21 protein-coding genes are annotated in these 25,000 nt (G+C 72.3%); 6 read left to right on the forward strand and 15 right to left on the reverse strand.

All coding sequences use genetic code 11. The features are described 5' to 3' along the window. Positions 1-8 precede the first annotated feature (8 nt). Together ACGFSH_RS01005 and ACGFSH_RS01010 are read left to right on the forward strand one after the other, a co-directional pair. The gene (locus ACGFSH_RS01005; RefSeq protein ID WP_329410220.1) at positions 9-536 is read left to right on the forward strand and encodes a universal stress protein; all 528 of its coding nucleotides are present in this window, start codon (positions 9-11) and stop codon (positions 534-536) included. Positions 537-693: 157 nt separating this feature from the next. Further along, entirely contained in the window at positions 694-1,260 is a 567-nt protein-coding gene (locus tag ACGFSH_RS01010) for a GPR1/FUN34/YaaH family transporter (protein ID WP_393343655.1), read from the forward strand. Between the two features lie 128 nt (positions 1,261-1,388). Here the strand turns inward: ACGFSH_RS01010 and glmS are convergent, their stop codons facing one another. Further along, positions 1,389-3,206: a glutamine--fructose-6-phosphate transaminase (isomerizing) gene (gene glmS, locus ACGFSH_RS01015; protein ID WP_329410216.1), complete on the reverse strand. Its 1,818-nt coding sequence runs from the start codon at positions 3,204-3,206 to the stop codon at positions 1,389-1,391. A 24-nt stretch (positions 3,207-3,230) separates the two neighbouring features. Further along, complete coding sequence (locus ACGFSH_RS01020; protein ID WP_329410215.1) at positions 3,231-3,488, reverse strand: hypothetical protein; 258 nt, start codon at positions 3,486-3,488, stop codon at positions 3,231-3,233. Between the two features lie 186 nt (positions 3,489-3,674). Here ACGFSH_RS01020 and ACGFSH_RS01025 point away from each other — a divergent pair, with 186 nt between their 5' ends. Continuing rightward, entirely contained in the window at positions 3,675-5,237 is a 1,563-nt protein-coding gene (locus ACGFSH_RS01025; protein WP_393343658.1) for a purple acid phosphatase family protein, read from the forward strand. 45 nt (positions 5,238-5,282) lie between these two features. Here the strand turns inward: ACGFSH_RS01025 and ACGFSH_RS01030 are convergent, their stop codons facing one another. The 11 genes from ACGFSH_RS01030 to ACGFSH_RS01080 form a co-directional block, all read right to left on the reverse strand. Beyond that, positions 5,283-6,155, reverse strand: coding sequence for a DUF4429 domain-containing protein (locus ACGFSH_RS01030; RefSeq protein ID WP_393343660.1), 873 nt, complete (start codon positions 6,153-6,155; stop codon positions 5,283-5,285). A gap of 99 nt (positions 6,156-6,254) precedes the next feature. Continuing rightward, entirely contained in the window at positions 6,255-8,060 is a 1,806-nt protein-coding gene (locus ACGFSH_RS01035) for an IucA/IucC family protein (RefSeq protein ID WP_393343662.1), read from the reverse strand. Further along, a complete protein-coding gene (locus tag ACGFSH_RS01040; RefSeq protein WP_393343664.1) occupies positions 8,057-8,608 on the reverse strand; it encodes a GNAT family N-acetyltransferase in 552 nt (183 codons plus the stop codon). Before ACGFSH_RS01040 ends, ACGFSH_RS01035 begins: the two co-directional genes overlap by 4 nt. Continuing rightward, positions 8,605-9,888 carry a lysine N(6)-hydroxylase/L-ornithine N(5)-oxygenase family protein gene (locus ACGFSH_RS01045; protein WP_393343666.1) on the reverse strand — a complete coding sequence of 428 codons (1,284 nt, stop codon included), beginning with the start codon at positions 9,886-9,888 and terminating at the stop codon, positions 8,605-8,607. Before ACGFSH_RS01045 ends, ACGFSH_RS01040 begins: the two co-directional genes overlap by 4 nt. Then, on the reverse strand, positions 9,872-11,314 hold the full coding sequence (desA, locus tag ACGFSH_RS01050) for a lysine decarboxylase DesA (RefSeq protein WP_393343668.1): 1,443 nt from the start codon (positions 11,312-11,314) through the stop codon (positions 9,872-9,874). Before desA ends, ACGFSH_RS01045 begins: the two co-directional genes overlap by 17 nt. Positions 11,315-11,487: 173 nt before the next feature. Further along, positions 11,488-12,309: a siderophore-interacting protein gene (locus tag ACGFSH_RS01055; protein ID WP_393343670.1), complete on the reverse strand. Its 822-nt coding sequence runs from the start codon at positions 12,307-12,309 to the stop codon at positions 11,488-11,490. A 134-nt stretch (positions 12,310-12,443) separates the two neighbouring features. Then, positions 12,444-13,493: an ABC transporter substrate-binding protein gene (locus ACGFSH_RS01060; RefSeq protein WP_393343672.1), complete on the reverse strand. Its 1,050-nt coding sequence runs from the start codon at positions 13,491-13,493 to the stop codon at positions 12,444-12,446. A 296-nt stretch (positions 13,494-13,789) separates the two neighbouring features. Next, positions 13,790-14,950 carry an acyl-CoA dehydrogenase family protein gene (locus tag ACGFSH_RS01065; protein WP_393343674.1) on the reverse strand — a complete coding sequence of 387 codons (1,161 nt, stop codon included), beginning with the start codon at positions 14,948-14,950 and terminating at the stop codon, positions 13,790-13,792. Between the two features lie 6 nt (positions 14,951-14,956). Then, the gene (locus tag ACGFSH_RS01070) at positions 14,957-15,892 is read right to left on the reverse strand and encodes a hydroxymethylglutaryl-CoA lyase (protein WP_329417032.1); all 936 of its coding nucleotides are present in this window, start codon (positions 15,890-15,892) and stop codon (positions 14,957-14,959) included. An 11-nt stretch (positions 15,893-15,903) separates the two neighbouring features. Further along, complete coding sequence (locus tag ACGFSH_RS01075) at positions 15,904-17,994, reverse strand: acetyl/propionyl/methylcrotonyl-CoA carboxylase subunit alpha (protein ID WP_393343676.1); 2,091 nt, start codon at positions 17,992-17,994, stop codon at positions 15,904-15,906. Positions 17,995-18,006: 12 nt separating this feature from the next. Beyond that, entirely contained in the window at positions 18,007-19,623 is a 1,617-nt protein-coding gene (locus tag ACGFSH_RS01080) for a carboxyl transferase domain-containing protein (protein WP_393343678.1), read from the reverse strand. A gap of 97 nt (positions 19,624-19,720) precedes the next feature. Between ACGFSH_RS01080 and ACGFSH_RS01085 the strand changes: the two genes are divergently transcribed. The 3 genes from ACGFSH_RS01085 to ACGFSH_RS01095 all read left to right on the forward strand — a co-directional run bounded on the left by ACGFSH_RS01085 (position 19,721) and on the right by ACGFSH_RS01095 (position 22,554). Then, entirely contained in the window at positions 19,721-20,320 is a 600-nt protein-coding gene (locus ACGFSH_RS01085) for a TetR/AcrR family transcriptional regulator (protein ID WP_393343680.1), read from the forward strand. 167 nt (positions 20,321-20,487) lie between these two features. Next, the gene (locus ACGFSH_RS01090; protein ID WP_393343682.1) at positions 20,488-21,645 is read left to right on the forward strand and encodes an acyl-CoA dehydrogenase family protein; all 1,158 of its coding nucleotides are present in this window, start codon (positions 20,488-20,490) and stop codon (positions 21,643-21,645) included. A gap of 36 nt (positions 21,646-21,681) precedes the next feature. Beyond that, a complete protein-coding gene (locus ACGFSH_RS01095; protein ID WP_393343684.1) occupies positions 21,682-22,554 on the forward strand; it encodes an acyl-CoA thioesterase in 873 nt (290 codons plus the stop codon). Between the two features lie 84 nt (positions 22,555-22,638). On the opposite strand, the gene ACGFSH_RS01100 is transcribed toward ACGFSH_RS01095, so the two are convergent. Further along, a complete protein-coding gene (locus ACGFSH_RS01100; RefSeq protein WP_329410185.1) occupies positions 22,639-23,424 on the reverse strand; it encodes a phosphatase in 786 nt (261 codons plus the stop codon). Positions 23,425-23,490: 66 nt separating this feature from the next. Beyond that, on the reverse strand, positions 23,491-24,945 hold the full coding sequence (locus ACGFSH_RS01105) for a helix-turn-helix domain-containing protein (protein WP_393343687.1): 1,455 nt from the start codon (positions 24,943-24,945) through the stop codon (positions 23,491-23,493). Positions 24,946-25,000 lie beyond the last annotated feature (55 nt).

A 25,000-nucleotide genomic window follows, 5' to 3' on the forward strand; every position in this document is an offset into this window, starting at 1 on the left:
AGACAGCCATGGCCGGTCACGAATTCTTCGAACCCGCGGACCGCAAGCGGCCCGTCGCCGACCCCACGGCGGCCGAGCCCCTGGCGGCTGAAGAGGCACGTCATTCCTGCGATCCCGCCTTCAAGCACGGGGTGGTCGTCGGTTTCGACGGCTCCACGTCCAGCGAGCGGGCCCTCGCGTACGCGATCGGCATGGCCCATCGCTCCGGATCGGGCCTGATCATCGTCCATGTCGCCAACCGGCTGCCCACCACGGTGTGGGCGGGCTGCGAGCCGCCCGTCTTCGTCGACGTGCCCGACCACCGCACCGAGGTGCTCGGTCTGGAGCTGGCGTGCGCGGACTACCTCGCCGAGGTCCCCTGGATCCTGGTCGAGCGCGGCGGCGACATCTGTCACGAGCTCGAAGAGGTCGGGCGGGAGTACGAGGCCGACGCGATCGTCGTCGGCTCCACGCACGGTCTCGTCGGCCGGATCTTCGGCTCCGTCGCGGGGCGGCTCGCCAAGCGCGCCAAACGCCCCGTGATCGTCATCCCGTAACTCCCGCAACTCCCTTCGCTCCCCGGTGGGATGAGGTCGGGGAGCCCTCGGACCCCCTGTGCGCGCAGCGCGAAACTACTGACGCGTAGGGGTGTTTGTGCCTTTGTGAAGGGCATATACGGCTCACACAACTGCACATGCATGAAGGGAGCTTGCCGTGGACAACGACGTCTCTGCGGGAAGCAGCACCACCACGATCGCCGGCCGACTCGCCCTCGGCGTCACCCTGCTGGCCTTCGGGCTGGGGTACACCGACCTCATCGACGGCGTGACGGCAGCGGACGCCGTGTCCATCGCCCACTACGTCGGCGGCGTCGCGCTCTTCCTCGCCGGCCTGCTCGCCCTGCGCCAGGGCGACGCGGCCGCCGGCACCGCCCACACCGTCCTCGGCGCCTTCTGGTTCACCTGGGCGGTCTCCGCCGGCGCCCAGGTCTCCGACAACGCGGCAGGGCTCTTCCTGCTCCTGTTCGCCCTCGTGGCCCTCTCGCTGGCCCTCGCCGGCGGCGACCAGCTCGGCCAGGCGGCCCACGGGCTGTTCTGCGTCGGCCTGGTCCTGGCGGCCGTCGCCCGGTTCGCCGACAGCGGCGCTCTCGCCAAGGCGGGCGGCTGGTTCGCCGTCGCGGCGGGCGCGGTCGCCTGGTACACGGCGACGGCGGCCCTGGCGCACTGGCCCACGACGGTCTCCCGGCGTGCTGCCCGCCCCGGTGTGACGGCCGCGGGCTGAACCGGCAGCCGGCGCCGGGGGGACGGGCCTCCCCGGCGGATGCGGCGGGCCCCCTGTGCGCGGTGGCGGCACAGGGGGCCCGTTCGTGTCCGCCGGCCCGCGCGGTCGTCCCGCGCCCCGGCGGGCGGCTACTCGACGGTGACGGACTTCGCCAGGTTGCGCGGCTTGTCGATGTCACGGCCCAGCGCCTTCGCCGTGTAGTAGGCGAGGAGCTGGAGCGGGATGCCCATGAGGATCGGGTCGAGCTCGTCCTCGTTCTTGGGGACGACGATCGTGCGGTCCGCCTTCTCCTGCTCGCGGTGGGCGACGGCGACGATCCGCCCGCTGCGGGCCTTGATCTCCTCCAGGGCCGCGCGGTTCTTCTCCAGCAGGTCGTCGTCGGGGACGATCGCGACCGTCGGGAGCGCGGGCTCGATGAGGGCCAGCGGACCGTGCTTCAGCTCGGAGGCCGGGTAGGCCTCGGCGTGGATGTAGGAGACCTCCTTGAGCTTCAGCGAGGCCTCGCGGGCGACCGGGTAGCCCCGGACGCGGCCGATGAAGAGCATCGAGCGGGCCTCGGCCAGCTCCTCGGCCAGCTTCTCGATCTCCGCCTCCTGCTCCATGATCTCGGCGATCTGGGCGGGCAGCTTGCGCAGGCCCTCGATGATCCGCTTGCCGTCGCGCACCGAGAGGTCGCGGGTGCGGCCCAGGTGCAGCGCGAGCAGCGCGAAGGCCACCGTCGTGTTGGTGAAGCACTTGGTGGACACGACGCAGACCTCGGGGCCGGCGTGCACGTAGACGCCGCCGTCCGCCTCGCGGGCGATCGCCGAGCCGACCACGTTGACCACGCCCAGCACCCGGGCGCCCTTGCGCTTCAGCTCCTGGACGGCCGCCAGCACGTCGTACGTCTCACCGGACTGCGAGACGGCGATGTACAGCGTGTCGGGGTCCACGACCGCGTTGCGGTAGCGGAACTCGGACGCGGGCTCGGCGTCCGCGGGGATGCGGGCCAGCTCCTCGATCATCTGGGCGCCGATCATGCCCGCGTGGTACGAGGTGCCGCAGCCCAGGATCTTGACGCGGCGGATCTGGCGCGCCTCGCGGGCGTCCAGGTTGAGGCCGCCGAGGTGCACGGTGGAGAAGCGGTCGTCGATGCGGCCGCGCAGCACGCGGTCCACGGCGTCGGCCTGCTCGTGGATCTCCTTGTGCATGTAGGTGTCGTGGCCGCCCATGTCGTAGGAGGCGGCCTCCCACTCCACGGTCGTCGGCTCGGCGGTGGTGCGGGTGCCCTCGGTGGTGTAGGTGCGGAAGTCGTCCGCCTTGAGGGTGGCCATCTCGCCGTCGTCGAGGGTGACTATCTGCCGGGTGTGGGCGACGAGCGCGGCGATGTCCGAGGCGACGAACATCTCCTTCTCGCCGATGCCGAGGACGACCGGGGAGCCGTTGCGGGCGACGACGATGCGGTCGGAGAAGTCGGCGTGCATCACGGCGATGCCGTACGTGCCCTCGACGACGCGCAGCGCCTCGCGGACCTTGTCCTCGAGCTTGTCGGCCTGGGCGCGGGCGACGAGGTGGACGAGGACCTCGGTGTCCGTCTCGGAGAGGAACTCGACGCCGTCGGCTTCGAGCTTCTTGCGCAGGTCGGAGGCGTTGTCGATGATGCCGTTGTGGACGACGGCGACCTTGAGGTCGGCCGACATGTGCGGGTGGGCGTTCACGTCGGAGGGGGCGCCGTGGGTGGCCCAGCGGGTGTGGGCGATGCCGGTCGTGCCCTTGAAGCGGGCCGGGACCTTGGCCTCCAGGTCGCGCACCCGGCCCTTGGCCTTGACCATCTTCAGGCCGGCCGTCTTCGGCGAGGTGACGACTATGCCGGCCGAGTCGTAGCCGCGGTACTCCAGGCGCTGAAGGCCCTCCAGGAGCAGGGGAGCGACGTCACGCTTCCCGATGTATCCGACGATTCCGCACATGTATACGTATCCCCAAGCTTCGGTTCAGCCGTAGACGATGCGCCGCAGTTGCCTGAGCGTCAGCTCGGGCGGCGCCACCGCACGGTATTTCAGGTCCGCCTCGATCCGTTCGAAGATCTCCGCGTTCACCAGGCCCTGGGCCTGGAGCTCGCGGTGGCGGCGACGGACGTAGTCCTCGGTCGTCTCGTCGAAGTAGGCGAGCACGTCCTGGATCACCCGCAGCGCCTCGCCCCGCTGGAGGGGGGTGGAGCGCGTCAGGTGATCGACAAGTTCCTCGTGCACCCGGTAGATCCTGGGGTACGCGAGCCGGTTTCGCAAGAAACGTGCCCGATTTCGGGCAGGCCGCTGTCAAGGGGCCTTGGTGGAACATTGAATGTGTTATGGGCCGCTGTTCGCGAACCGTCCATCCGGCGTCTTGCGGGCCGTCGCCGGAGACGACGAGTTTCAGACGTCATGGACACTCCTCGCATGGGCGTACCCGAGCGGCTCGCCGACCGCATGAGCATGGCCGAGCAGCACGAGTACCTGCGCACCAGGTTCTCCCGGCGCACGATGATCAGAGGCGGCGCGGTCACGCTGGGCGCCGTCACCGGTGGCGCGTTCGTGACCGGCGCCACGGCACAGGCCGCCGCCCGCACCCGGCCGCTCTCGCACACCGAGCCCGTCGACGGCGCCCTCGTCGCCCCCTTCGGCCGCCACCTCGCCTACGGCGGCGACCCGCGCACCGAGATGACCGTCTCCTGGCAGGTGCCGGTCGCGGTGAGGAAGCCGTTCATCCGCATCGGCGCCCACCCCTGGGACCTCTCCCGCAAGATCGAGGCGGAGGTGCGCACCCTCCACACCCCGGCCGGCGTCGGCGCGAGCGGCGACCACACCCAGTACTACGTGCACGCCGAGCTGACCCGCCTCAAGCCGGGCAGGACGTACTACTACGGCGTCGGGCACACGGGCTTCGACCCGGCCGCCCCGCATCTCCTGGGCACCCTCGGCACCTTCACCACGGCCCCCGCCCACAAGGCGCCCTTCACCTTCACGGCCTTCGGCGACCAGGGCGTCAGCTACCACGCGCTGGCCAACGACAGCCTGATCCTCGGCCAGAACCCGGCCTTCCACCTGCACGCCGGCGACATCGCCTACGGCGACCCGGCCGGGCAGGGCAAGACCTCCGACAGCGTCTTCGACGCGCGCACCTGGGACCAGTTCCTCGCCCAGACCGAGTCCGTCTCCAAGTCGGTGCCGTGGATGGTGTCGTACGGCAACCACGACATGGAGGCCTGGTACTCGCCCAACGGCTACGGCGGCGAGGAGGCCCGCTGGAACCTCCCCGGCAACGGTCCCGACAAGAAGAACCTGCCGGGCGTCTACTCCTTCGTCCACGGCAACACGGCGGTCATCTCGCTGGACCCCAACGACGTCTCCTTCGAGATCCCGGCGAACCTCGGCATCTCCGGCGGCACCCAGACCAGGTGGCTGGAGGCGCGGCTGAGGGCCTTCCGCGCCTCGAAGGACATCGACTTCGTCGTGGTGTTCTTCCACCACTGCGCCTACTGCACCTCCACCGCGCACGCCTCGGAGGGCGGCGTGCGTCAGGAGTGGGTGCCGCTGTTCGACGAGTACCGGGTGGACCTCGTCATCAACGGGCACAACCACCAGTACGAGCGCACCGACGTCATCAGGGGCGGCGCGGTCGCCAAGAAGCTCCCGATCGGCGGCACGGCCTACCCCGAGACCGAGGGCGTCGTCTACGTGACGGCGGGCGCGGCAGGCCGCAGCCTGTACGCGTTCTCCGCCCCGGACTCCTACGAGGGCCACGAGAACGAGGCCGAGTCGGTGGCCTCGTTCGTCAACCTCAAGGACGGCAGGAAGGACGAGACCGTCACCTGGTCGCGCGTGCGCTACCTGAACTACTCGTTCCTGCGCGTGGACGTCGCTCCCGCGCCCAGGGGCCACTACACGACCCTGAAGGTCCAGGGCATCGCGGAGACCGGCGACCGCATCGACCACTTCACGGTGGCCCGCAGGGCGAAGTAGCCCCCGCGCCGGTCCGGCTCCGGCGGCAGGCGGTCCTGGCCCGCGCTACAGGCGCTTGAGGACCGCCTGCTTGGCCAGGGCGAACTCGTCGTCCGTCAGCACGCCGTCACGGTGCAGGCCGCCCAGCTCGCGCAGCCGGCGCAGCAGCGCGTCGTGGTCGCCCTCGGCCGCGGGAGCCGGCAGCAGCGGCCGCACGGCGTCCGCCGCCGCCGCGGCGGCGCCCGGATGCGGGAGCCGTGCCTGCACGGCCGCCGCGACCAGGGCCATCAGGGGGTCCCTGCGAAAGCCCCACAGCTCCACCGCGTTCGGGTCGTACTTCGGCGGGGCCGTGGCGGACTTGTGCCGCGGCCGGAACCGCAGGGCGCCGTTCTCCAGCCCCACCGCGGGCTGCCACTCCACGCCCTCGATGTCCGCGAGCGCCAGCGTGCGCGGTCCCGCGGACGACTTGGCCTCCTCCGTCTTCCAGTTCCACTCCAGCCGTACGGTCTCGCCGTCGAAGCTCGCGGTGCCGTCCCCGGCGGACACGGACAGGGGCACCGGCGGGCCCGGGAGCAGATAGGAGTCCACCGGGTCGGACGGGACCTCGTCCAGCAGCAGCGCGCGGCGCACCTCGTCCACGAGGTACTCGGCGACGCCGTACCGGTCGGACTCGACGAGCAGCTGGTACGGGTCGTGCGGCTCGGCCAGCCTGCCGCCGGTCGCCTGGAGCAGCGGATCGGCCCCGTCCCGCAGCCGCAGCCTGAGCCGCCCGGCCCGCTTGCCCTGCTCGAACGACACACCCGCCAACGCCCGCAGCGGGACGACGAGTTCACCCAGCTCCCGGCGGAGCAGGCCGACGTTCCTGTCCCGTCCCGGCGTCAGCCGCAGGGCGTCGCCGTCGAAGATCCACGTGCCGTCCTTCTGCAGGATTTCCGCCATGCGGGGATTGTTCCACCGGCCCGGTGCGGGCACACGGCGGCCGGCCGGCGCGGCGACGGGCTCCGGCGGGAACCGTGCCCGCGGAGCCCGCCGGGCCGGTCAGAACCCCGCGACGGGGTTGCGCAGGGTGCCGACCAGCTGGAGGGCGCCCGAGGGGTCGGCCAGGTCCACCATCTGCCGGTTGTCGCGCAGCTGGAGGCGGTTGAGGCAGGACAGGGCGAACTCCGGGGCGAACAGGTCGTACCGGCGGAACCGGTCGGCCAGTTCGGGGTTCGCCTCCTGGTAGGCGCGGGTGACCTCGGCGACCGTGCGCCAGAAGCCGTCCTCCGCCAGGATCCCCTCGTCGGCGAGAGCGGCGGCGAGGAAGCGGAAGAAGCAGTCGAAGACGTCCGTGAAGATCGACAGGAGCTTCGTGTCGTCGGGCACGTCGACGCGGATGCGCCGGACCTCGGGCGGCAGCACCGCGTCCGGGTCCATGACGGCGATCTCCTCGGCGATGTCCTTGTAGACCGCCCGCTGCACGACGCCGTCCTTCAGGACCAGGATGGTGTTCTCGCCGTGCGGCATGAACACCAGGTCGTAGGCGTAGAAGCTGTGCAGCAGGGGCGTGTAGTAGGCCTGGAGGTAGGCGCGCAGCCAGTCGGCCGGGGCCAGGCCGGAGCGCTCGATCAGCGCGCCGGCCACCGACCGGCCCTCGTGGTCCACATGGATCAGGGAGGCCATCGTCGCGAGCGACTCGCCCTCCCGCAGCGCCGGCACGGGGCTCTCCCGCCACAGCGCCGCGAGCATCTTGCGGTAGGGGGAGTGGCGGTCCGTCGCGGCCTCGTACTCCAGGTGCCGGTAGCCGACGGCAGCCCGCTCGCGGATGATCGACAGTCCGGTCGACTTCAGCACCGGGTCGTTGTCGATGAGCCGTGCCAGCCAGTCGTTGATGGCCGGGGTGGCCTCCATGTAGGCGGCCGAGAGGCCGCGCATGAACCCCATGTTGAGCACGGACAGGGCCGTCTTGACGTAGTGCTTCTCGGGGTGGGTGCGGTTGAAGAAGGTGCGGATGCTTTGCTGCGCCAGGTACTCGTCGTCGCCCTCGCCCAGGCACACCAGGTTCTGGCGGGCGATCTCGGCCGCGAAGGTGACGGCGAGCTTGTTCCACCACTGCCAGGGGTGGACGGGGACGAGGAGGTAGTCGGCCGGGTCCAGGCCGCGCCCGCGCAGGACCGCGTCGAACCGGTCGACCGTCGCGTCGCCCAGCTCCTCGCGCACGAAGGACTCGTAGGCGATGCCCGCCCCGGCCGTGAAGGCGGCCCGCGAACGGTGCGCGGCCAGCCACACCAGCCGCACCGGGCTCGCCGTCTCCGGCGCGTACGACAGGTACTCGTGGACGCCGAAGCCGAGCCGCCCGTTGTTGGCGACGAAGCAGGGGTGGCCCTCGGTCATGCCGGTCTCGATGGCCTGGAAGCCGCTGCGGACCAGTTCCGCCGAGGTGGTCGCGGGCTTGGTGAACTTGTAGCAGGCGCTGGAGAGGGTGGAGGAGATCTCCTCCAGGTAGACCGGCAGGATCTCGTCGCTCAGCTCCAGGGTCTTCCTCAGCTCGACGAAGAAGTCCAGTGCCTCGACGGGCAGTTCGGCCCCCTCGCGGGTGCGGGTGATCGAGTCGGCGTCGACCTGCCAGTGGTCGAGGGCGCGGCGGACGGCGGTGAAGCGGTAGGACGTCAGTGCGTCGTCGCTGCGGACGACGTACCGGCCCTCGCTCCCGTCCGGCGCGACGGGTCCCCGTAGCGTGTCGAGCGCCTCGGGCGTGACGAGCCGCTCGTGGGCGAACTCGGCGAGGGCCTTGCGCACCAGCAGGCGGTTGGCCCTGGCCCAGTGCTCGGGGGAGAGGTGGGCCACGGCGTCGGCGGGGGTCATGCCGTCACCCCCGTCGCCGCGGTGAACCGCTCGCGGGTGCAGAAGCTCAGCAGCGCCGTCTTCTCCGGCTTGCGGATCTCCCGCTCGGGCACGAAGCCGACGGCCTCGTTGAGCGCGTGCACGGCCTTGTTGCCGACGTCCGGTTCGACGACGACGCGCCGGACCGCCGGGTCGGCGAATAGGTGCGCCATGACGGCGGTGATCACCGCGCGGGTGAAGCCGTGCACCGGCCGGTCGGTCGGGGCGACCAGGAAGTGCATGCCGACGTCGCCCGGGAGCGGTTCGTACAGGCCCGCCAGCTCGCGGTGGACGGGGTCGTAGTGCTCCATGAGGAAGGCCGGTTCGCCGTCGTGCAGCCCGAGGAGGGCGTGGTGGTGCTCGTCGGCGGCGATGTCCATGTAGGCCCGCTCGACGTCCACGAGCGTCGCGTTCTGCATCATCCAGTAGGCGGCCTTGGGGTGGGTCACCCAGCGGTGCAGCAGCCCGGCGTCGGAGAGCGGGTCGAGGGGACGGAGGGAGAGGCGGCCGACGGCCGCGGGGCTGGTCATACGCCGAACTCCTGGAAGGCGATGGTCTTCTCGACGGGGTAGTACTCGCGCCCGAGCAGCTCGCGGATGATGCAGCTGTTGCGGTAGGCGCCCATGCCGAGGTCGGGCGAGGTGACGCTGTGCGCGTGCACGCCTGCGTTCTGGAGGAACACGCCCCGGCCGGTGGTGTCGATGGCGTAGTTGCGGCCGATGTCGAAGTTGCCGCGGGAGTCGCGGCGCAGCCTGTCCGCGACCGGCGCGAGGAACGCGGGCTCGGCGTAGTGGTAGCCGGTGGCCAGCACCAGTCCCTGGCTGCTCAGTTCGAAGTCCTTGCCCTGTTCCTCCTGGCGGAAGGCGAGGGTGTACGTGCCGTCGGCGTGGCTCGCGCCGGTGAGCGCCGAGTTGGTCAGGAGCCGGGTGGGGACGGGCCCGGCGAGGCTCTTGCGGTACAGCAGATCGAAGATCTCGTTCACGAGGTCGCCGTCGATGCCCTTGAACAGGCCCTTCTGGTCGGCGGCCAGGCGGTAGCGGGTGTGCTCCGGCAGCGCCCGGAAGTAGTCGACGTACTCCGGGGAGGTCATCTCCAGGGTGAGCTTGGTGTACTCCAGCGGGAAGAAGCGCGGGGAGCGGGTGACCCAGTTCAGCCGGTAGCCGTGCACGTCGATCTCGGAGAGCAGGTCGAGGTAGATCTCGGCGGCCGACTGCCCGGAGCCGACGAGGGTGATCGACTCCTTCTTCTGAAGGTCCGCCTTGTGCCGCAGGTAGCGCGAGTTGTGCAGGAAGTCGCCGCCGAGGCCGGCGCAGGCCGGCGGTATGTGGGGGGAGGTGCCGGTGCCCAGGACCAGGCGGCGGGCGCGGTGCACATCGCCGTCGGCGGTCCGCACCGCGTACACCTCGTCGCCCTCGTCGTAGGTGACCTCGGCGACCGTGGTCGAGAAGCGCACGCTGGTCAGCTTGTGGGCGGCCCAGCGGCAGTAGTCGTCGTACTCGACGCGCAGCGGGTAGAAGTTCTCGCGGATGTAGAACGAGTAGAGCCGGCCCTTCTCCTTCAGGTAGTTGAGGAAGGAGTAGGGCGAGGTGGGGTCGGCGAGGGTGACCAGGTCCGACATGAACGGGGTCTGGAGGTGGGCGCCGTCGAGGAACATGCCCGCGTGCCACTCGAAGTCGGGCTTCGACTCCAGGAAGAGGCCGTCGAGTTCGGCGATGGGCTCGGTCAGGCAGGCCAGGCCGAGGTTGAAGGGGCCGAGTCCGATCCCCACGAAGTCATGGACGGTGTCCGGGGATTCAGCAGGCGCGGTCAAGGGACTCTCCCAGGTACTGCTCGGCGTGGCCGGCGATCAGGTCGAGGACGGCGGCGATGTCGTCGGTGGTGGTCTCGGGGTTGAGCAGGGTGAACTTCAGGTAGTGGCGGGTGCCGACCTTGGTGCCCGCGACCACCGCGTCGCCGGAGGCGAACAAGGCCTTTCGGGCGTACAGGTTGGCGCGGTCGGTCTCGGCCGGGTCGGTGACGGCGGCGGGGACGTAGCGGAAGACGAGGGTGGACAGCGACGGCCGGACGACGACGTCGAAGCGCGGGTCGGCGGCCAGCAGGCGCCAGCCGTCGGCGGCCAGGTCGCAGACCTCGTCGAAGAGCGCACCGATGCCGTCGGCGCCCATGGTGCGCAGGGTCATCCACAGCTTGAGGGCGTCGAACCGGCGGGTGGTCTGGAGGGACTTGTCCACCTGGTTGGGGATGCGCTCGCGCACCATGCGGCGCGGGTTGAGGTACTCGGCGTGGTAGGTGGCGTGGCGCAGCGTGGAGGCGTCGCGGACCAGCACCGCGGAGGAACTCACGGGCTGGAAGAAGGACTTGTGGTAGTCGACGGTGACGGAGTCGGCGCGTTCGATGCCGTCGGCGCGGTCCCGGTACTTCACGGAGGCGAGGAGCCCGCAGCCGTAGGCGGCGTCGACGTGCATCCAGGCGCCGAACTGGGCGCACAGTTCGGCGATCTCGGGCAGCGGGTCGATGGAGCCGAAGTCGGTGGTGCCGGCGGTGGCGACGACGGCCATGGGGACGAGCCCGTCCTTCCTGCACCGCTCCAGCTCGTGGGCGAGCGCCACGGTCTGCATGCGCTTGTCGTGGTCGACGGGGACGGCGACGACGGCATCGGGGGCGAGGCCGAGCAGTTTCGCCGACTTCTGCACGCTGAAGTGGCCGGCTTCGGAGACGAAGACGCGCAGTCGCGCGAGGGAGTCGGACTTCGCCTCCTCACGGGCCAGCAGCAGGGCCTGGAGGTTGGACTGGCTGCCGCCGGAGGTGAACACGCCGTCGGCGGCGGGGCCGAGGCCGGCGCGGGCGCACGTCCAGTCGATCAGTCTGCGCTCGATGAGGGTGCCGCCGGCCGACTGGTCCCAGGTGTCGAGGGAGGAGTTGACGGCGGACAGGACCGCCTCGCCCAGCACGGCGGGGATGACCACGGGGCAGTTGAGGTGGGCGAGGTAGCGGGGGTGGTGGAAGTAGACCGCGTCGCGGAGGTAGACCTCCTCCAGCTCGTCGAGCACGGCGGTGGTGTCGCCCAGGGGCCGGTCGAGGTCGATGCGGTCGATGCGGGGCGCGAGGGCGTCGACCGTGACACCGGTGAACGGACGGTCGGTGGCGGCGAGTTTGGCGGCCACCCGCTCTACTCCTTCGGTCACGGAGCGGCGATAGTGCTCCGCGTTCGTGTCATTGAGCAGGTGCGAGCGCATGGTGGGGGTCCTCCGGGGGTGGGGACGGGACGCGAGGGCGGGGCGGTTCGGGGACGGAACCTCAGATCAAACTTAGGTTAGCCTAACCTAGGTTTGATCACCGGAATCCTGGGTGTGCCGTGACGGTGGTCACGTGCGCGCCCCCGCAGGCAGGCTGCGGGGGCGCGGTGCCGCTACTCGGTCGCGCGGAGCTGTTCCTCGCTCATGCCCCGGCGCCAGTACCCGACGAAGGTGACCCGGCGCCGGTCCACGCCGCGCTCCCGCACGAAGTGCCGGCGCAGCGCCTTCACGGATCCCGACTCGCCCGCGATCCAGACGTACGGGCGCTTGGCGGGCGGCAGCGCGGCCGCGCGGACGGCGTCGACGCAATCCTCCCCGACCACCCAGGTGACCTCGGCGGCCGCCCGGGTCGGCAACTCCCTGATGTTTGCCGGGTCGTGGACCTCGAGCCAGACCCGTGCGCGCCGGTCGGCCGGCAAAGACTCCAGGATCGACGCGACGGCCGGCAGTGCGCTCTCGTCGCCCCACAGCACCAGCAGATCGGCGTCGTGCGGCGGACGGAAGCGGATCGCCCGGTTGTCGGCCACCGCGGGGCCGAGCAGCAGTACCCGGTCCCCGGCGGCCGCGCGCGCGGCCCACGCGGAGGCGGGCCCGGCGGGGGTGTGCAGCACGAAGTCGACGTCGATCCCCACCGTGCGCCCCAGCGGGTCGGCGCGCAGCCCGCTCAGCGTGTACGAACGCATCACCGCCCTTACGTCGTCCGGCAGTTCACGCCAGCCCTGCCACCAGCCGTCCCCCAGCTCGACGGGAACGCGCGGCTCCTCCTGCCCCGGGTGCGGCAGGAAGAGCGACAGCGACTGGTCGTGTCCGTCGGAGAGGAAGTGCCGCAGGTCCTCCCCGGCGAAGCTCACCCGGACCAGGGACGGCGACAGCCGCCGGGTCCGGGCGACCCGGAGCGAGAAGAACCGGAAGGGGGCGGCGACGGCGGTGGTCATGGGGGCTCCCGAAGACGTGGGGGCGGGACGGGTCGCTCAGGGGCGCGGGGCCGCGTCGGCGTGCGGCTCCGCCGCGTGGGCGCGAGCGCCGCGGTCTCGGCCGCGGCGCGCCCACGTCGTCAGGACGCCGTCGTTCAGGCGACCTTCTTCGCCTTCTCCAGCGCCGCGGCGAGGTTCTCCAGCAGCGGCACGCACTTGTCGTAGGACAGGATCGGTTCGGGGGAGCGCGCGATGACCTGGCCGGCCTTGACCGCGGGCAGCTTCTTCCAGGTCGCCTCGGTGATGTCGGCGGGCTGGATGGTCGAGGAGCGGTCGTCCATCATGATGATGTCGGCCGGGTATTTGTCGACGTTCTCCCAGCTCAGCGACTCGTACCAGCCGCCGCCCTGGGCCTTGGCCTTCTCCGGCGGCTCGACGAAGTTCACGCCGAGGGCCTTGAAGTACTCCAGGTCGATCGAGAGATCGGTGCCGGACACGTAGAACAGCTCAGGGCTCGCGGAGCCGGCCATCACCCTGATGCCGGGCTTGGCCTTGGCGGCGGCGCGCAGCCGGGCGGCCGCGTCCTCGAACCTCTTCTTGGCGCCGGTGACCGCGGCCGCCGTCATGTCGGCGCCCAGCGACTCGGCCAGCTCCCACATGCGTTGCAGCGGACCGGTCAGCTGACGGTCGTAGACGGAGATGCCGACGCTCGGGGCGAGCTTGGCGATCTTGTCCTTGGAGGCCTCGGGGACGTACCAGAGGGTGCCGGCGCCGTCGAACATCGTGGAGATGAGGACGTCGGGCGCGAGGGCCGCGTACTTCTCGACGTTGAACTCGTCCCAGACGTTGCCGAGGACGGTCACCTTGCTGACGTCCATGTCGCCGGCCTGCACGTCGGCCTTGCCCGCGGTGGTCTTCGTGGGACCGAAGACGCCCTTGACCTGGATGCCGTAGTCGTGGAGGGCGGCGCCGACGCCGGTGAAGGCGACGATGTTCGCGGGGACGGCGTCGAGCTTGACGGTGGTGCCGCGGTCGTCCTTGAAGGTCCAGGGGCCGGACTTCGCCGGGGCGTTCGCCGACGACCCGGAGCCGCTGCTGCCCGACTTGTCGTCCCCGCAGGCGGCGAGCACGGCGCCGAGACCGAGGGCGCCACCGGCGGCGAGGATGCCGCGGCGGGTGGGACGGACGGCTCTGGCGTTGGACATGAGTGTGCCACTTTCGAACGGGGCGGGATCACCCGAGGACGGTTCGAATGTAGGTTAGCCTAACCTCAGCTAGTGTCCAGAGGGCGGCCCCGGAGAGCGCGGCCGCGCCCGCCCGCGCCGGTGGCCCGCCGCTCCGCCGTCGGCGGACGGACCGTCACCAGGACGTGGGGGAAACGGCGTCGGCGGCCCCGGCCGGTGGGCCGGGGCCGCCGAACGACCGATCGTGGCGCGCGCACGCCGGGACGCCGGAGGGCGTCGCGACGCCGTACGGCGCCGGGGCGGCGGGCGGTTTCGGGTCAGGCGGGCAGGCCCAGCTCCCGGGCGATCAGCATGCGCTGCACCTCGCTCGTGCCCTCGCCGATCTCCAGGATCTTGGAGTCGCGCCACATCCGGGCCACCGGGTACTCGTTCATGAAGCCGTAGCCGCCGTGCACCTGGGTGGCGTCGCGGGCGTTGTCGACGGCGATCGTCGACGAGTACAGCTTCGCCAGCGCCGCCTCCTTCTTGAAGGGCTCCCCGGCCACCAGCCGCGAGGCCGCGTCCCGCCAGGCCAGACGGGAGGTGTGGGCCTTCATCTCCATGTCGGCGATCTTGAACTGGACGGCCTGGTTGGCGCCGATCGGGCGGCCGAACGCGTGCCGTTCCCGCGCGTACTTGACCGACTCGTCCACGCAGCCCTGCGCGAGGCCGGTCGCCAGCGCGGCGATGGCGATGCGTCCCTCGTCGAGGATCCGCAGGAACTGCGCGTAGCCGCGGCCCTCCTCGCCGAGCAGGTTCGCCGCCGGGACGCGCACGTCGGCGAAGGACAGCTCACGGGTGTCCGAGGCGTTCCAGCCGACCTTCGAGTAGGGCGCCGCGACCGTGAAGCCCGGGGTGCCGGCCGGGACGATGATCGCGGAGATCAGCGGCCGGCCGTCCGGCTTGCGGCCCGTCACCGCGGTGACCGTGACCAGGCCCGTGATGTCCGTGCCCGAGTTGGTGATGAAGCACTTCGTGCCGTTGATCACCCACTCGTCGGTGTCGGGGTCGAGGCGGGCCGTCGTGCGCGTCGCCCCCGCGTCCGAGCCGCCGTCCGGCTCGGTCAGCCCGAACGCGCCGAGCATCTCGCCGGAGCACAGCCGCGGCAGCCACTCGCGCTTCTGCTCGGGCGTGCCGAAGAGATGGATCGGCATGGCGCCCAGCGAGACGCCGGCCTCCAGGGTGATCGCCACGGACGAGTCGACCCGCGCGAGCTCCTCCAGCGCGATTCCGAGCGCGAGGTAGTCGCCGCCCATGCCGCCGTGCTCCTCGGGGAAGGGCAGCCCGAACAGGCCCATGCGGCCCATCTCGCGGACGATCTCGTAGGGGAACTCGTGCCGCTCGTAGAAGTCACCGATCTTGGGCGCGACGACGTCGTGCGCGAACTCCTCGACCGTGCGGCGGAGTTCTTCCAGTTCGGGGGAGAGACGGTGGTCCATGTCGGGTCACTGCTCCTTGTGGGGCTGTGTCGTGGTGCCGAGTGCTCGGACGGTGCGGGACGGGCTGGGCCGGCCCAGCCGGGCGGCCATCCACTCGCTTGTGGCGACGAGACGGCCGAGGTCGACCCCGGTGTCGATGCCGAGGCCCCGCAGCATCCACACGAGGTCCTCGGTGGCGAGGTTGCCGGTGGCGGACTTGGCGTACGGGCAGCCGCCGAGACCGCCCGCCGAGGCGTCGACGGTGGTGACGCCGTGCTGGAGCGCGGCGAAGGTGTTGGCGAGGGCCTGACCGTAGGTGTCGTGGAAGTGCACGGCCAACGCGTCGGTGGGCACGCCCTGTTCGTTCAGCGCGGTCAGCAGGGCCCGCACATGGCCCGGGGTGGCCACGCCGATCGTGTCGCCCAGGCTCAGTTCGTCACAGCCCATGTCGAGCAGGGCGCGGCAGACCCGGACGACCTGCTCCAGCGGGACCGCGCCCTCCCACGGGTCGCCGAAGCACATGGAGAGGTAGCCGCGCACCCGGACGTCCTCGGCCCTGGCCCGCGCCACCACCGGCTCGAACATGGCCAGCGCCTCGTCCACGGTGCGGTTGAGGTTGGCCTTGGCGAAGGACTCGGTGGCGCTGGCGAAGACGGCGACGGCGCGCGCGCCCAGCGCCAGCGCCCGGTCCAGCCCGCGCTCGTTCGGCACCAGCACCGGCAGTGCCGCGTCGACGTCGCTCACCAGCGGGAACAGCTGCTCGGCGTCGGCGAGTTGGGGGACCCATCGGGGGTGGACGAAGCTGGTGGCCTCGATGGTGGTGAGGCCCGCGTCGGCCAGGCGGTGCACGAACTCGGCCTTGACGTCCGTCGGCACGGTCGTCTTCTCGTTCTGAAGACCGTCGCGGGCGCCGACCTCGTGGATGCGCACCCGGGCGGGCAGTCCCGGCGCGGGCACGGCCATGGGGAGCGTCGTCACTTCTCCTCCTTCCGGGGCGCGGCCGCGGAACCGGCCGCCGCGCCGGTCGCGGAACCGTTCTCCGGTCCGTCCGCGGGGGCGACGACGGCCAGGACCTGGTCCATGGCGACCGTCGTGCCCGGGGTCACGTCGAGTTCGGCGACGGTGCCGGCGTGCGGGGCGCAGATGACGTGCTCCATCTTCATCGCCTCGACCACCAGCAGGCTCTGGCCCGCGGCCACCTCGTCGCCGACGGCGACCTTGACGACGGTGACCGTGCCGGGCATGGGCGCGGTGAGCGAGTCGGCGCCCGCGTGCGCCCCTCGGGTGAGGGAGGCGGCCACCGGGTCGTGGTCGCGCACCTGCCAGGCGTCGCCGTCGCGGCCCAGCCAGGACCCGTCGGGCAGTGCGGCGAAGGCGTGCGTGACGCCGTCGAGCCGGCAGACGAAGCGGTCGTCGCCGGGCCGCGGGGGCAGGATCCCGGAGCTGTGGCGCGGGGTCTCCTCCCCGTCGAGGAGCACCTCCCAGCCGCCGTCGGCCGCGCCGCGCACGCGGACGGTCACCGGGTCGTGGCCGGGCACGTGCAGGTGGTGCGCGGTCCAGGCGGGCTCGCCGCCCAGGCGCCAGCCGTCCGCGACCGAGAAGGGGTCCACCCAGCCCGCGTCGGGGGCGGGCGCGGGGCGCAGCGCGGGGTCGAGCGCGGCCTGGCGCAGCAGCGCCGCCGCCGCCTGGACCTCCGGCGGGACGGCGGCCGTGACCAGGGAAGCGGCCTCGCGCTCCACCAGCCCGGTGTCGAGTTCGCCCGCGACGACCGCCGGGTGGGCCAGCAGCCGCCGCAGGAACCCGGCGTTGGTCTGCACGCCCAGGGTGACCGTGCCGGCCAGGGCCGCCCGGAGCTTGCGCAGCGCGGTCTCCCGGTCCGGGCCGTAGGCGATCACCTTGGACAGCATCGGGTCGTAGAGGCTGCCGACCTCGGCGCCCTCGCTGAGCCCGGAGTCGGTGCGCACGCCGTCGCCCTGCGGCTCGCGCAGCCGCAGCACGGTGCCGCCGGACGGCAGGAACCCGCGCGCGGGGTCCTCGGCGCACACCCGCGCCTCGACGGCGTGCCCGGTCAGCCGCACGTCCTCCTGGCCGAAGGGCAGCGGTTCGCCCGCGGCGACCCGCAACTGCCACTCCACCAGGTCCAGGCCGGTGACGAGTTCGGTGACCGGGTGCTCCACCTGGAGCCGGGTGTTCATCTCCATGAAGTAGTACGAGGACGGGTCGCCGCCCGGCACGATGAACTCCACCGTGCCCGCGCCGCGGTACCCGCAGGAGCGCGCCGCCTGCACGGCCGCCTCGCCCATCGACGCGCGCGTGGCCTCGTCGAGCAGGACGCTGGGCGCCTCCTCGACGATCTTCTGGTGGCGGCGCTGGAGCGAGCACTCGCGCTCGCCGAGGTGGATCACGTTGCCGTGGGCGTCGGCGAGGACCTGGATCTCGATGTGCCGGGGCCGGTCGACCCACCGCTCGACGAGCAGCGTGTCGTCGCCGAAGGAGGCGCGGGCCTCGCGGCGGGCGGCGGCGATCTCCTCGGCCAGCAGCGACGCGTCGCGCACCAGCCGCATGCCCTTGCCGCCGCCGCCCGCGCTGGGCTTCAGCAGCACGGGCACGCCGATCTCGCGGGCGGCGGCGATGAGCTGGTCGTCCGTCAGGCCGCTGCCGCTCGATCCGGGCACCACCGGGACCCCGGCCTCGCGCACGGTGGCCTTGGCGCGGATCTTGTCGCCCATGAGGGCGATGGCCTCGGCGGGCGGCCCGATGAAGACCAGTCCGGCGTCGGCGCAGGCACGCGCGAAGCCGGCGTTCTCGGCCAGGAAGCCGTAGCCGGGATGCACGGCCTGGGCGCCGGTCCGCGCGGCCGCGTCCAGCAGCCGCTCGACGGACAGATAGCTGTCGGCGGCGGGCGGCGGCCCGATCCGCACCGCCGTGTCCGCCTCCCGGACGTGCCGGGCGTCCGCGTCGGCGTCGGAGAAGACCGCCACCGAGCGCACGCCCATGGCGCGCAGCGTGCGGATGACCCGGACGGCGATCTCGCCCCGGTTGGCGACGAGCACTGTGTCAAACATGAAGTCCCCTCCTCACATCCGGAAGACGCCGAACCGGGGCTCGCCCAGCGGCGCGTTGGCGCAGGCCGTCAGGGCCAGGCCCAGCACCTGCCGGGTCTCCTGCGGTTCGATGACCCCGTCGTCCCAGAGCCGGGCGGTCGCGTAGTAGGCGTTGCCCTGCCGTTCGTACTGCGCGCGGATCGGGTCCTTGAAGGCCTCCTCGTCCTCGGCGGGCCACTCCTGGCCGCCGGCCTCCAGCTGGTCGCGCTTGACCGTGGCGAGGACGGAGGCGGCCTGCTCGCCGCCCATGACGGAGATCTTGGCGTTGGGCCACATCCACAGGAAGCGGGGCGAGTAGGCCCGGCCGCACATGGAGTAGTTGCCCGCGCCGTACGACCCGCCGACGACGACCGTCAGTTTGGGCACGCGCGTGCACGCCACCGCCGTCACCATCTTGGCGCCGTGCTTGGCGATGCCGCCGGCCTCGTAGTCCCTGCCGACCATGAAGCCGGAGATGTTCTGAAGGAACACCAGCGGGATGCCGCGCTGGTCGCACAGCTCGATGAAGTGGGCGCCCTTCTGGGCGGACTCGGAGAACAGGATGCCGTTGTTGGCGACGATGCCGACCGGGTGGCCGTGGATCCGGGCGAAGCCGGTGACCAGGGTCTGCCCGAACTCGGACTTGAACTCCGCGAAGCGGGAGCCGTCGACCACGCGCGCGATGACCTCGCGGACGTCGTAGGGGGTGCGCGAGTCGACCGGGACCGCGCCGGTCAGGCCGTGCGGGTCGACCTTGGGCTCCACGGACGGCCGCACCTGCCAGGGCAGCGGCCCGCGCGCGGGGAGCGTGGCGACGATGTTCCGCACGATCCGCAGCGCGTGCGCGTCGTCCTCGGCGAGGTGGTCGGTGACGCCGGAGACGCGCGAGTGCACCTCGCCGCCGCCCAGCTCCTCCGCGGTGACGACCTCGCCGGTGGCGGCCTTCACCAGCGGCGGGCCGCCGAGGAAGATCGTGCCCTGGCCGCGGACGATGACCGCCTCGTCGCTCATGGCCGGGACGTACGCCCCGCCGGCCGTGCACGACCCGAGCACGGCCGCGATCTGCGGGATCCCGGCCCCGGACATGCGGGCCTGGTTGTAGAAGATCCGTCCGAAGTGCTCGCGGTCGGGGAACACCTCGTCCTGCATGGGCAGGAAGGCGCCGCCCGAGTCCACCAGGTACAGGCACGGCAGCCGGTTCTCCAGCGCGACCTCCTGGGCACGCAGGTGCTTCTTCACCGTCATCGGGTAGTAGGTGCCGCCCTTGACGGTGGCGTCGTTGGCCACGACCACGCACTCGCGCCCGGAGACCCGGCCGATCCCGGCGATCACGCCGGCGGCCGGGGCCTGTCCGTCGTACAACCCGTCGGCGGCGAGGGGGGCCAGCTCAAGGAACGGCGAGCCCGGGTCCAGGAGCGTGTCGACCCGGTCGCGGGGCAGCAGCTTGCCGCGCGCGGTGTGCCGGGCCCGCGCCCTCTCACCGCCTCCCAGCCGGGCCGCGGCGAGTTTGCCGCGCAGCTCCTCGGCGAGCGCGCGGTGCGCGTCCTCGTTGGCCCTCCAGGCCTCCGACGCGGGATCAGCCGCGCTCGTCAGCTCCGGTGCCTCTTCCATCCTCGCGGTCCCCTCACGCCAGTGATCGACTGTTAATGAGCGTTAACCATTTCGCTCAGGTTAACGACCGCTAACCTCGCTGTCTAGAATTGCCCTCATGGCCACGAGAACGGACGCCCCCACCCGGCGCGAGCAGATCCTCAGGGAGGCCGCGCGTCTGTTCGCCGAGCGTGGCTTCCACGGCGTAGGGGTCGACGAGATAGGGGCCGCGGTCGGCATCAGCGGTCCGGGGCTGTACCGCCACTTCCCCGGCAAGGACGCGATGCTCGCCGAACTCCTGGTGGGCATCAGCGGCCGGCTGCTGACCGGTGCGAAGCGGCGCCTGGCGGAGGCCGACGGCGTGCCCTGCGAGTCGGTGCTCGACTCGCTCGTCGAGGGGCACATCGACTTCGCCCTCGACGACCGTCCCCTGATCACCCTGCACGACCGTGAGCTGGACCGCCTCCGCGAGAGCGACCGCAAGCTGGTCCGCCAGCTCCAGCGGCAGTACGTGGAGCTGTGGGTGGAGGTCCTGTGCGCGGTGTACCCCCGCCTCGCCGAGCCCGCCGCGCGCTCCGCGGTCCACTCGGTCTTCGGTCTGCTGAACTCCACCCCGCACCTCGGCCGGCCGGGCGCCCTGCCCGGTCGCGCGACCACGGCCGGACTCCTGCACCGCATGGCCCGCGGCGCGTTCGCGGCGGCGGCCGCAGGGGAGTGACGAGCGTTACGGCCGCCCCTATGGACGCCTGTCCCTACCCGCCGGTACGGTTGCCCTGAGCAAGCGCTTAGCCATCGGGACCGCAACCATGCATCGAGGAACCCCCGCGGCGAGCAACCAGGTACGCGAGAGCGGCGCCGGCTTAGGCGCACAGAAGGGTGGCGGCGGTGCGCCGTACGGTGTTCAACGAGGACCACGAGGCGTTCCGGGAGACCCTGCGGGCCTTCATCGAGGCCGAGGTCGTCCCGGTCTACGACGAGTGGTTCGCGGCCGGCCAGGCGCCGCGCGACTTCTACTACAAGCTCGCCGAGCTGGGCGTCTTCGGCATCCGCGTCGACGAGGAGTACGGCGGCGCCGGCATCGACTCCTACAAGTTCGAGGCCGTCCTGTACGAGGAGACCGCCCGCGCGGGCGTCACCTTCGGCGGCTCCGGCGTGCACGTGCTGCTCGGCCTGCCCTACATCAAGCTGCTCGCCGACGACGAGCAGAAGAAGCGCTTCCTGCCGAAGTTCGTCTCCGGCGAGGAGATGTGGGCGATCGCGATGACCGAGCCGGGCACCGGCTCCGACCTCGCGGGCATGAAGAGCACCGCCAAGCTCTCCGAGGACGGCACGCACTACGTCCTCAACGGCTCCAAGACCTTCATCACCGGCGGCGTCCACGCCGACCGCATGATCGTCTGCGCGCGCACCGCCGCGCCCACCGCCGAGGACCGCCGCCACGGCATCTCCCTGTTCGTGGTGGACACCAAGGCCGAGGGCTACTCGGTCGGCCGCAAGCTGGACAAGCTCGGCCTGAAGACGTCCGACACCGCCGAGCTGGCGTTCGTCGACGTCAAGGTGCCCGTCGAGGACCTCCTCGGCGAGGAGAACAAGGGCTTCTACTACCTCGGCCACAACCTCGCCTCCGAGCGCTGGGGCATCGCCTACGGCGCGTACGCGCAGGCCAAGGCCGCCGTCCGGTTCGCCAAGCAGTACGTGCAGGAGCGCACGGTCTTCGGCAAGCCCGTCGCGCACTTCCAGAACACCAAGTTCGAGCTGGCCGCCTGCCAGGCCGAGGTCGACGCGGCCGAGGCCGTCGCCGACCGCGCCACGGAGGCCCTGGACGCGGGTGAGCTGACGCCCGCCGAGGCCGCCAGCGCCAAGCTGTTCTGCACCGAGGTCGCCCACCGCGTGATCGACCGCTGCCTCCAGCTGCACGGCGGCTACGGCTTCATGAACGAGTACCCGATCGCCCGCCTGTACGCGGACAACCGCGTCAACCGCATCTACGGCGGCACCAGCGAGATCATGAAGTCGATCATCGCCAAGGACATGGGTCTGTAAGGTCCCGGCAACCGCAGCCCGGTACACCTGACACCCATGAGCCAGGCACTACAGGATCTCCTCGATCTGCTCGACCTGGAGCAGATCGAGGAGAACATCTTCCGCGGCCGGTCCCGGTCCGCCGTCGTCCCGCGCGTGTTCGGCGGGCAGGTGGCGGCCCAGGCGCTGGTCGCCGCCGGACGTACGGTCCCCGCCGACCGGCACGCCCATTCCCTGCACGCGTACTTCCTGCGCATGGGGGACCCCGGCGCGCCCATCGTCTACAACGTCGAGCGCATCCGCGACGGCCGCTCCTTCACCACCCGTCGCGCGGTCGCCGTCCAGCACGGCCGGCCGATCTTCACGCTGTCGGCGTCCTTCCAGACGTACGAGGAGGGCCTCGACCACCAGACGCCCATGCCGCCGGCGCCCGACCCCGAGTCGGTGCCGACCGGCCAGGAGCGGCTGCGCGGTTACGACCACCTCGACCCGGTGATCGTCGAGCGGTTCCTCGAAGCGCGCGAGGCGATCGACCTGCGGTACGTCGACGACCCGCCGTACGGCCGGTTCGGGGAGCCGCGCGAACCGCACAGCCAGGTGTGGTTCCGCACCAACGGCAAACTGGCGGACGACCCCCTGCTGCACGTCGTCCTGGCCACCTACGTCTCCGACATGACCCTGCTCGACTCGGTGCTGCTCGCGCACGGCCGCGGCGGCTGGGCCGTGGGCGACGTGGTGGGGGCGTCCCTCGACCACGCCATGTGGTTCCACCGCCCGTTCCGCGCCGACGAGTGGCTCCTGTACGACCAGGAGTCGCCGTCCGCGTCCGGCGGGCGCGGCCTCGGCCAGGCCCGCATCTACACGCAGGACGGGCGGCTCGCCGTGTCGGTCATCCAGGAGGGCGTGGTCCGCGTCCCGCGGGACGACTGAGCCGCGAGGCCTCCGGCTGCCCCGGCCGCCCGGCCCCCGGTCAGGCGGCCGGCGGGCGGCCCGACCGGGACCGGCCTCCGGCGGTCACAGGCCCGCCTCCGCGAGCAGGTAGGCGACCATCGGGTCGTAGTGGCGCGGGCTGACGACGTGGTCGTCCAGGGGCACCGCCACCTGGACGACGCCCTCCGCCTCGCCGATGAACAGGGCCGGGTCGTTGCAGTCGGCGTAGCCGACGGAGTCGACGCCGTGCCGGCCCGCGTAACCCGCCCAGCCGTGGTCGGCCACGACCAGGTCCGGCAGCGGACGCCCCTCGCGCTCCAAGGCCGTCAGGATCGCCTTCATCGGCTCGCCGGAGTGGGTGTGCCACAGCGTGGCCCCATGCTCCAGCACCGCCACGTCGGCGACCTGCCACACGTACCCCTCGTCGGTCTGAAGCCCCTGCGGGATGACGACGATCTCGCAGCCCGCCGCGCGCAGGGCGGCCGCCGTGGCCCGGTGCACGTCCAGCAGCCCGCCCGGGTGGCCGGTGGCGAACAGGACCCGCTGCCGCCCCTCCGCGGCCTTGCGCAGCCGGGCCGCCATCCGGTCCAGGCCGCCGACCGTCAGCTGCGGGTCGATGGTGTCCTGCCCGTAGCGGTGCTCGGGGTCGTCGTTCACGCCCACCCGCTCCGCCATCACCGCGAGCACGTCCTGCTCGTCGCTCCAGCGGTCGCCGAGTTCCAGGCCGAGCCAGAAGTTGCGCACCCCGTTCGCGAGCTGACGGTAGTGGGACAGGTTGTTCTCGCGGGGCGTCGCGACGTCTCCGGCGATACGGGTCCTGACGAGGTGGTCGACGAGTTCGGCGCGGCTGGGCGTCCCGGGTATCGGCATGGGTTCCATTGTGAGGCAGCGGACAGTGCGTGTCCCCGTCGTCCCGGCCGCTGGGACACGCGTCACTCACCCGTGTCTCAGGGCGAACCACAGTTCCATCCGCACGTCCGCGTCGTCCAGGTCGGCGTCCAGCAGGGCCGCGCAGCGGGCGATGCGCTGCCGCACGGTGTTGCGGTGCACCGACAGCGCCACAGCCGTGCGGTCCCAGCTGCCGTGCAGTGACAGCCAGGCCCGCAGCGTCTCCACGAGCGCCGGGGACGCGGCGAGCGGCGCGAGGAGCGCCCGCGCGTGCTCCGCGGCCTCCTCCGGCGCGACCAGACCGGCCAGCGCCGTGCGCCCGCCGTGCCGCACGAGAGGCGCGCGCGTCGCCCGCGCGCGGGCGAGGGCGCGGGCCGCCTGGGCGTCGGCGAGGGGCCACCGGGACGGCTCGACGACCGCGCTGACCCCCATCGTCCAGCCCGGCAGCGGCCCCGGCGTGCGCTCGCCCGGCACGAGGACCCGCACCACGTCCCGGGCCGCGTCGACCAGCGGCGACCCCAGCGCCGCGCCCAGCGCGGACGCGGCGAGCGGGCCGGGCTCCGCGGCCTCCGCGCGCGCGTGCACGACGCTCCACCGCTCACCGCCGAGCAGCCCGGCCACCTCCTCGGGAGCCCCGCCCAGCAGCACCCGCACCAGCGCCGCGGAACGGGCCGCGTCCGAGCCGCTCTGCCGCGCGCCCGTCAGGAGGGTCAGCAGCACCGCGGCGACCGACGCGACGGCGTGGTCGCCCGGCTCCCGCCGCCGGAACGCCACGCCCAGCACGAGACCCCCGCCCGCCCCCAGGGCGTAGGCGGCCAGCCGGACACCGGAGGCCGCCGTGTCGCCGGCGCTGGACGGACCGCGCGAGGCGAGACGGCGGGCGAGAGCGGCGAGCGCGTCCTCCGCGCCGGTGGGCGTGCCCGCCGCCGCGATCGGCTCCCCCTCGGCCCCGTACAGCACCGCACGACCCCCGACCCGCCGGGCCAGCTGCCGCAGCACCGACGGCACCGGGTCGGGACGCGAGGCGGCGGCCGCCAGGGCCTGCTGCGCCTCCGTGACCCGCCGCAGCTCCGCCGTGCGGGCCCGCTCCATCAGCTGCCAGACCGCCCGCGCCACCGCCGCGAACGTCGTGCGCGGCGCCACCTCCACCAGCGGAAGCCCGCGCGCGTCGCACGCCTCGGCCAACGCGCCCGGCACGGTGTCGTGCACGGGCGCCACACCGAAGCCCAGGGCGGCGCCGCCCGCCGCCACGATCCGCCCCACGTAGTCGTCGAACCGGCTCGCCGGCCCGTCCGCCCCCGCGAAGTGCACCCCCGCCGTCAGCAGCAGCTCACCGCCCAGCAGATACGGGTACGGGTCGGCCATCTCCGACGCGTGCGCGCCGTGCAGCACCGTGCCCGCGCCGGCGGGCCCGGCGATCTGCCGCAGCGCCAGGTCCTCACGGGCCAGCAGCGCGGACAGCGGGACCGGCGGAGTGGGGGGAACGGCGGGCTGCTCGGACACGGTGTGCGTTTCCTCCGTCCGACGGGCTCCGAATGGAGGAAACGTACACTTCGCG

Origin of the sequence: Streptomyces sp. NPDC048481, assembly GCF_043200075.1 — a bacterium.
In the GTDB taxonomy this organism is placed as follows: domain Bacteria; phylum Actinomycetota; class Actinomycetes; order Streptomycetales; family Streptomycetaceae; genus Streptomyces.

What these genes read in the sequence shown, in the direction of transcription:
- ACGFSH_RS01005 (WP_329410220.1), top strand. Translation starts at nt 9, where the DNA reads ATGGCCGGTCACGAATTCTTCGAACCCGCGGACCGCAAGCGGCCCGTC.
- glmS (WP_329410216.1), bottom strand. Translation starts at nt 3,206, where the DNA reads ATGTGCGGAATCGTCGGATACATCGGGAAGCGTGACGTCGCTCCCCTG.
- ACGFSH_RS01025 (WP_393343658.1), top strand. Translation starts at nt 3,675, where the DNA reads ATGGGCGTACCCGAGCGGCTCGCCGACCGCATGAGCATGGCCGAGCAG.
- ACGFSH_RS01030 (WP_393343660.1), bottom strand. Translation starts at nt 6,155, where the DNA reads ATGGCGGAAATCCTGCAGAAGGACGGCACGTGGATCTTCGACGGCGAC.
- ACGFSH_RS01035 (WP_393343662.1), bottom strand. Translation starts at nt 8,060, where the DNA reads ATGACCCCCGCCGACGCCGTGGCCCACCTCTCCCCCGAGCACTGGGCC.
- ACGFSH_RS01040 (WP_393343664.1), bottom strand. Translation starts at nt 8,608, where the DNA reads ATGACCAGCCCCGCGGCCGTCGGCCGCCTCTCCCTCCGTCCCCTCGAC.
- desA (WP_393343668.1), bottom strand. Translation starts at nt 11,314, where the DNA reads ATGCGCTCGCACCTGCTCAATGACACGAACGCGGAGCACTATCGCCGC.
- ACGFSH_RS01055 (WP_393343670.1), bottom strand. Translation starts at nt 12,309, where the DNA reads ATGACCACCGCCGTCGCCGCCCCCTTCCGGTTCTTCTCGCTCCGGGTC.
- ACGFSH_RS01060 (WP_393343672.1), bottom strand. Translation starts at nt 13,493, where the DNA reads ATGTCCAACGCCAGAGCCGTCCGTCCCACCCGCCGCGGCATCCTCGCC.
- ACGFSH_RS01065 (WP_393343674.1), bottom strand. Translation starts at nt 14,950, where the DNA reads ATGGACCACCGTCTCTCCCCCGAACTGGAAGAACTCCGCCGCACGGTC.
- ACGFSH_RS01070 (WP_329417032.1), bottom strand. Translation starts at nt 15,892, where the DNA reads ATGGCCGTGCCCGCGCCGGGACTGCCCGCCCGGGTGCGCATCCACGAG.
- ACGFSH_RS01075 (WP_393343676.1), bottom strand. Translation starts at nt 17,994, where the DNA reads ATGTTTGACACAGTGCTCGTCGCCAACCGGGGCGAGATCGCCGTCCGG.
- ACGFSH_RS01080 (WP_393343678.1), bottom strand. Translation starts at nt 19,623, where the DNA reads ATGGAAGAGGCACCGGAGCTGACGAGCGCGGCTGATCCCGCGTCGGAG.
- ACGFSH_RS01085 (WP_393343680.1), top strand. Translation starts at nt 19,721, where the DNA reads ATGGCCACGAGAACGGACGCCCCCACCCGGCGCGAGCAGATCCTCAGG.
- ACGFSH_RS01095 (WP_393343684.1), top strand. Translation starts at nt 21,682, where the DNA reads ATGAGCCAGGCACTACAGGATCTCCTCGATCTGCTCGACCTGGAGCAG.
- ACGFSH_RS01100 (WP_329410185.1), bottom strand. Translation starts at nt 23,424, where the DNA reads ATGCCGATACCCGGGACGCCCAGCCGCGCCGAACTCGTCGACCACCTC.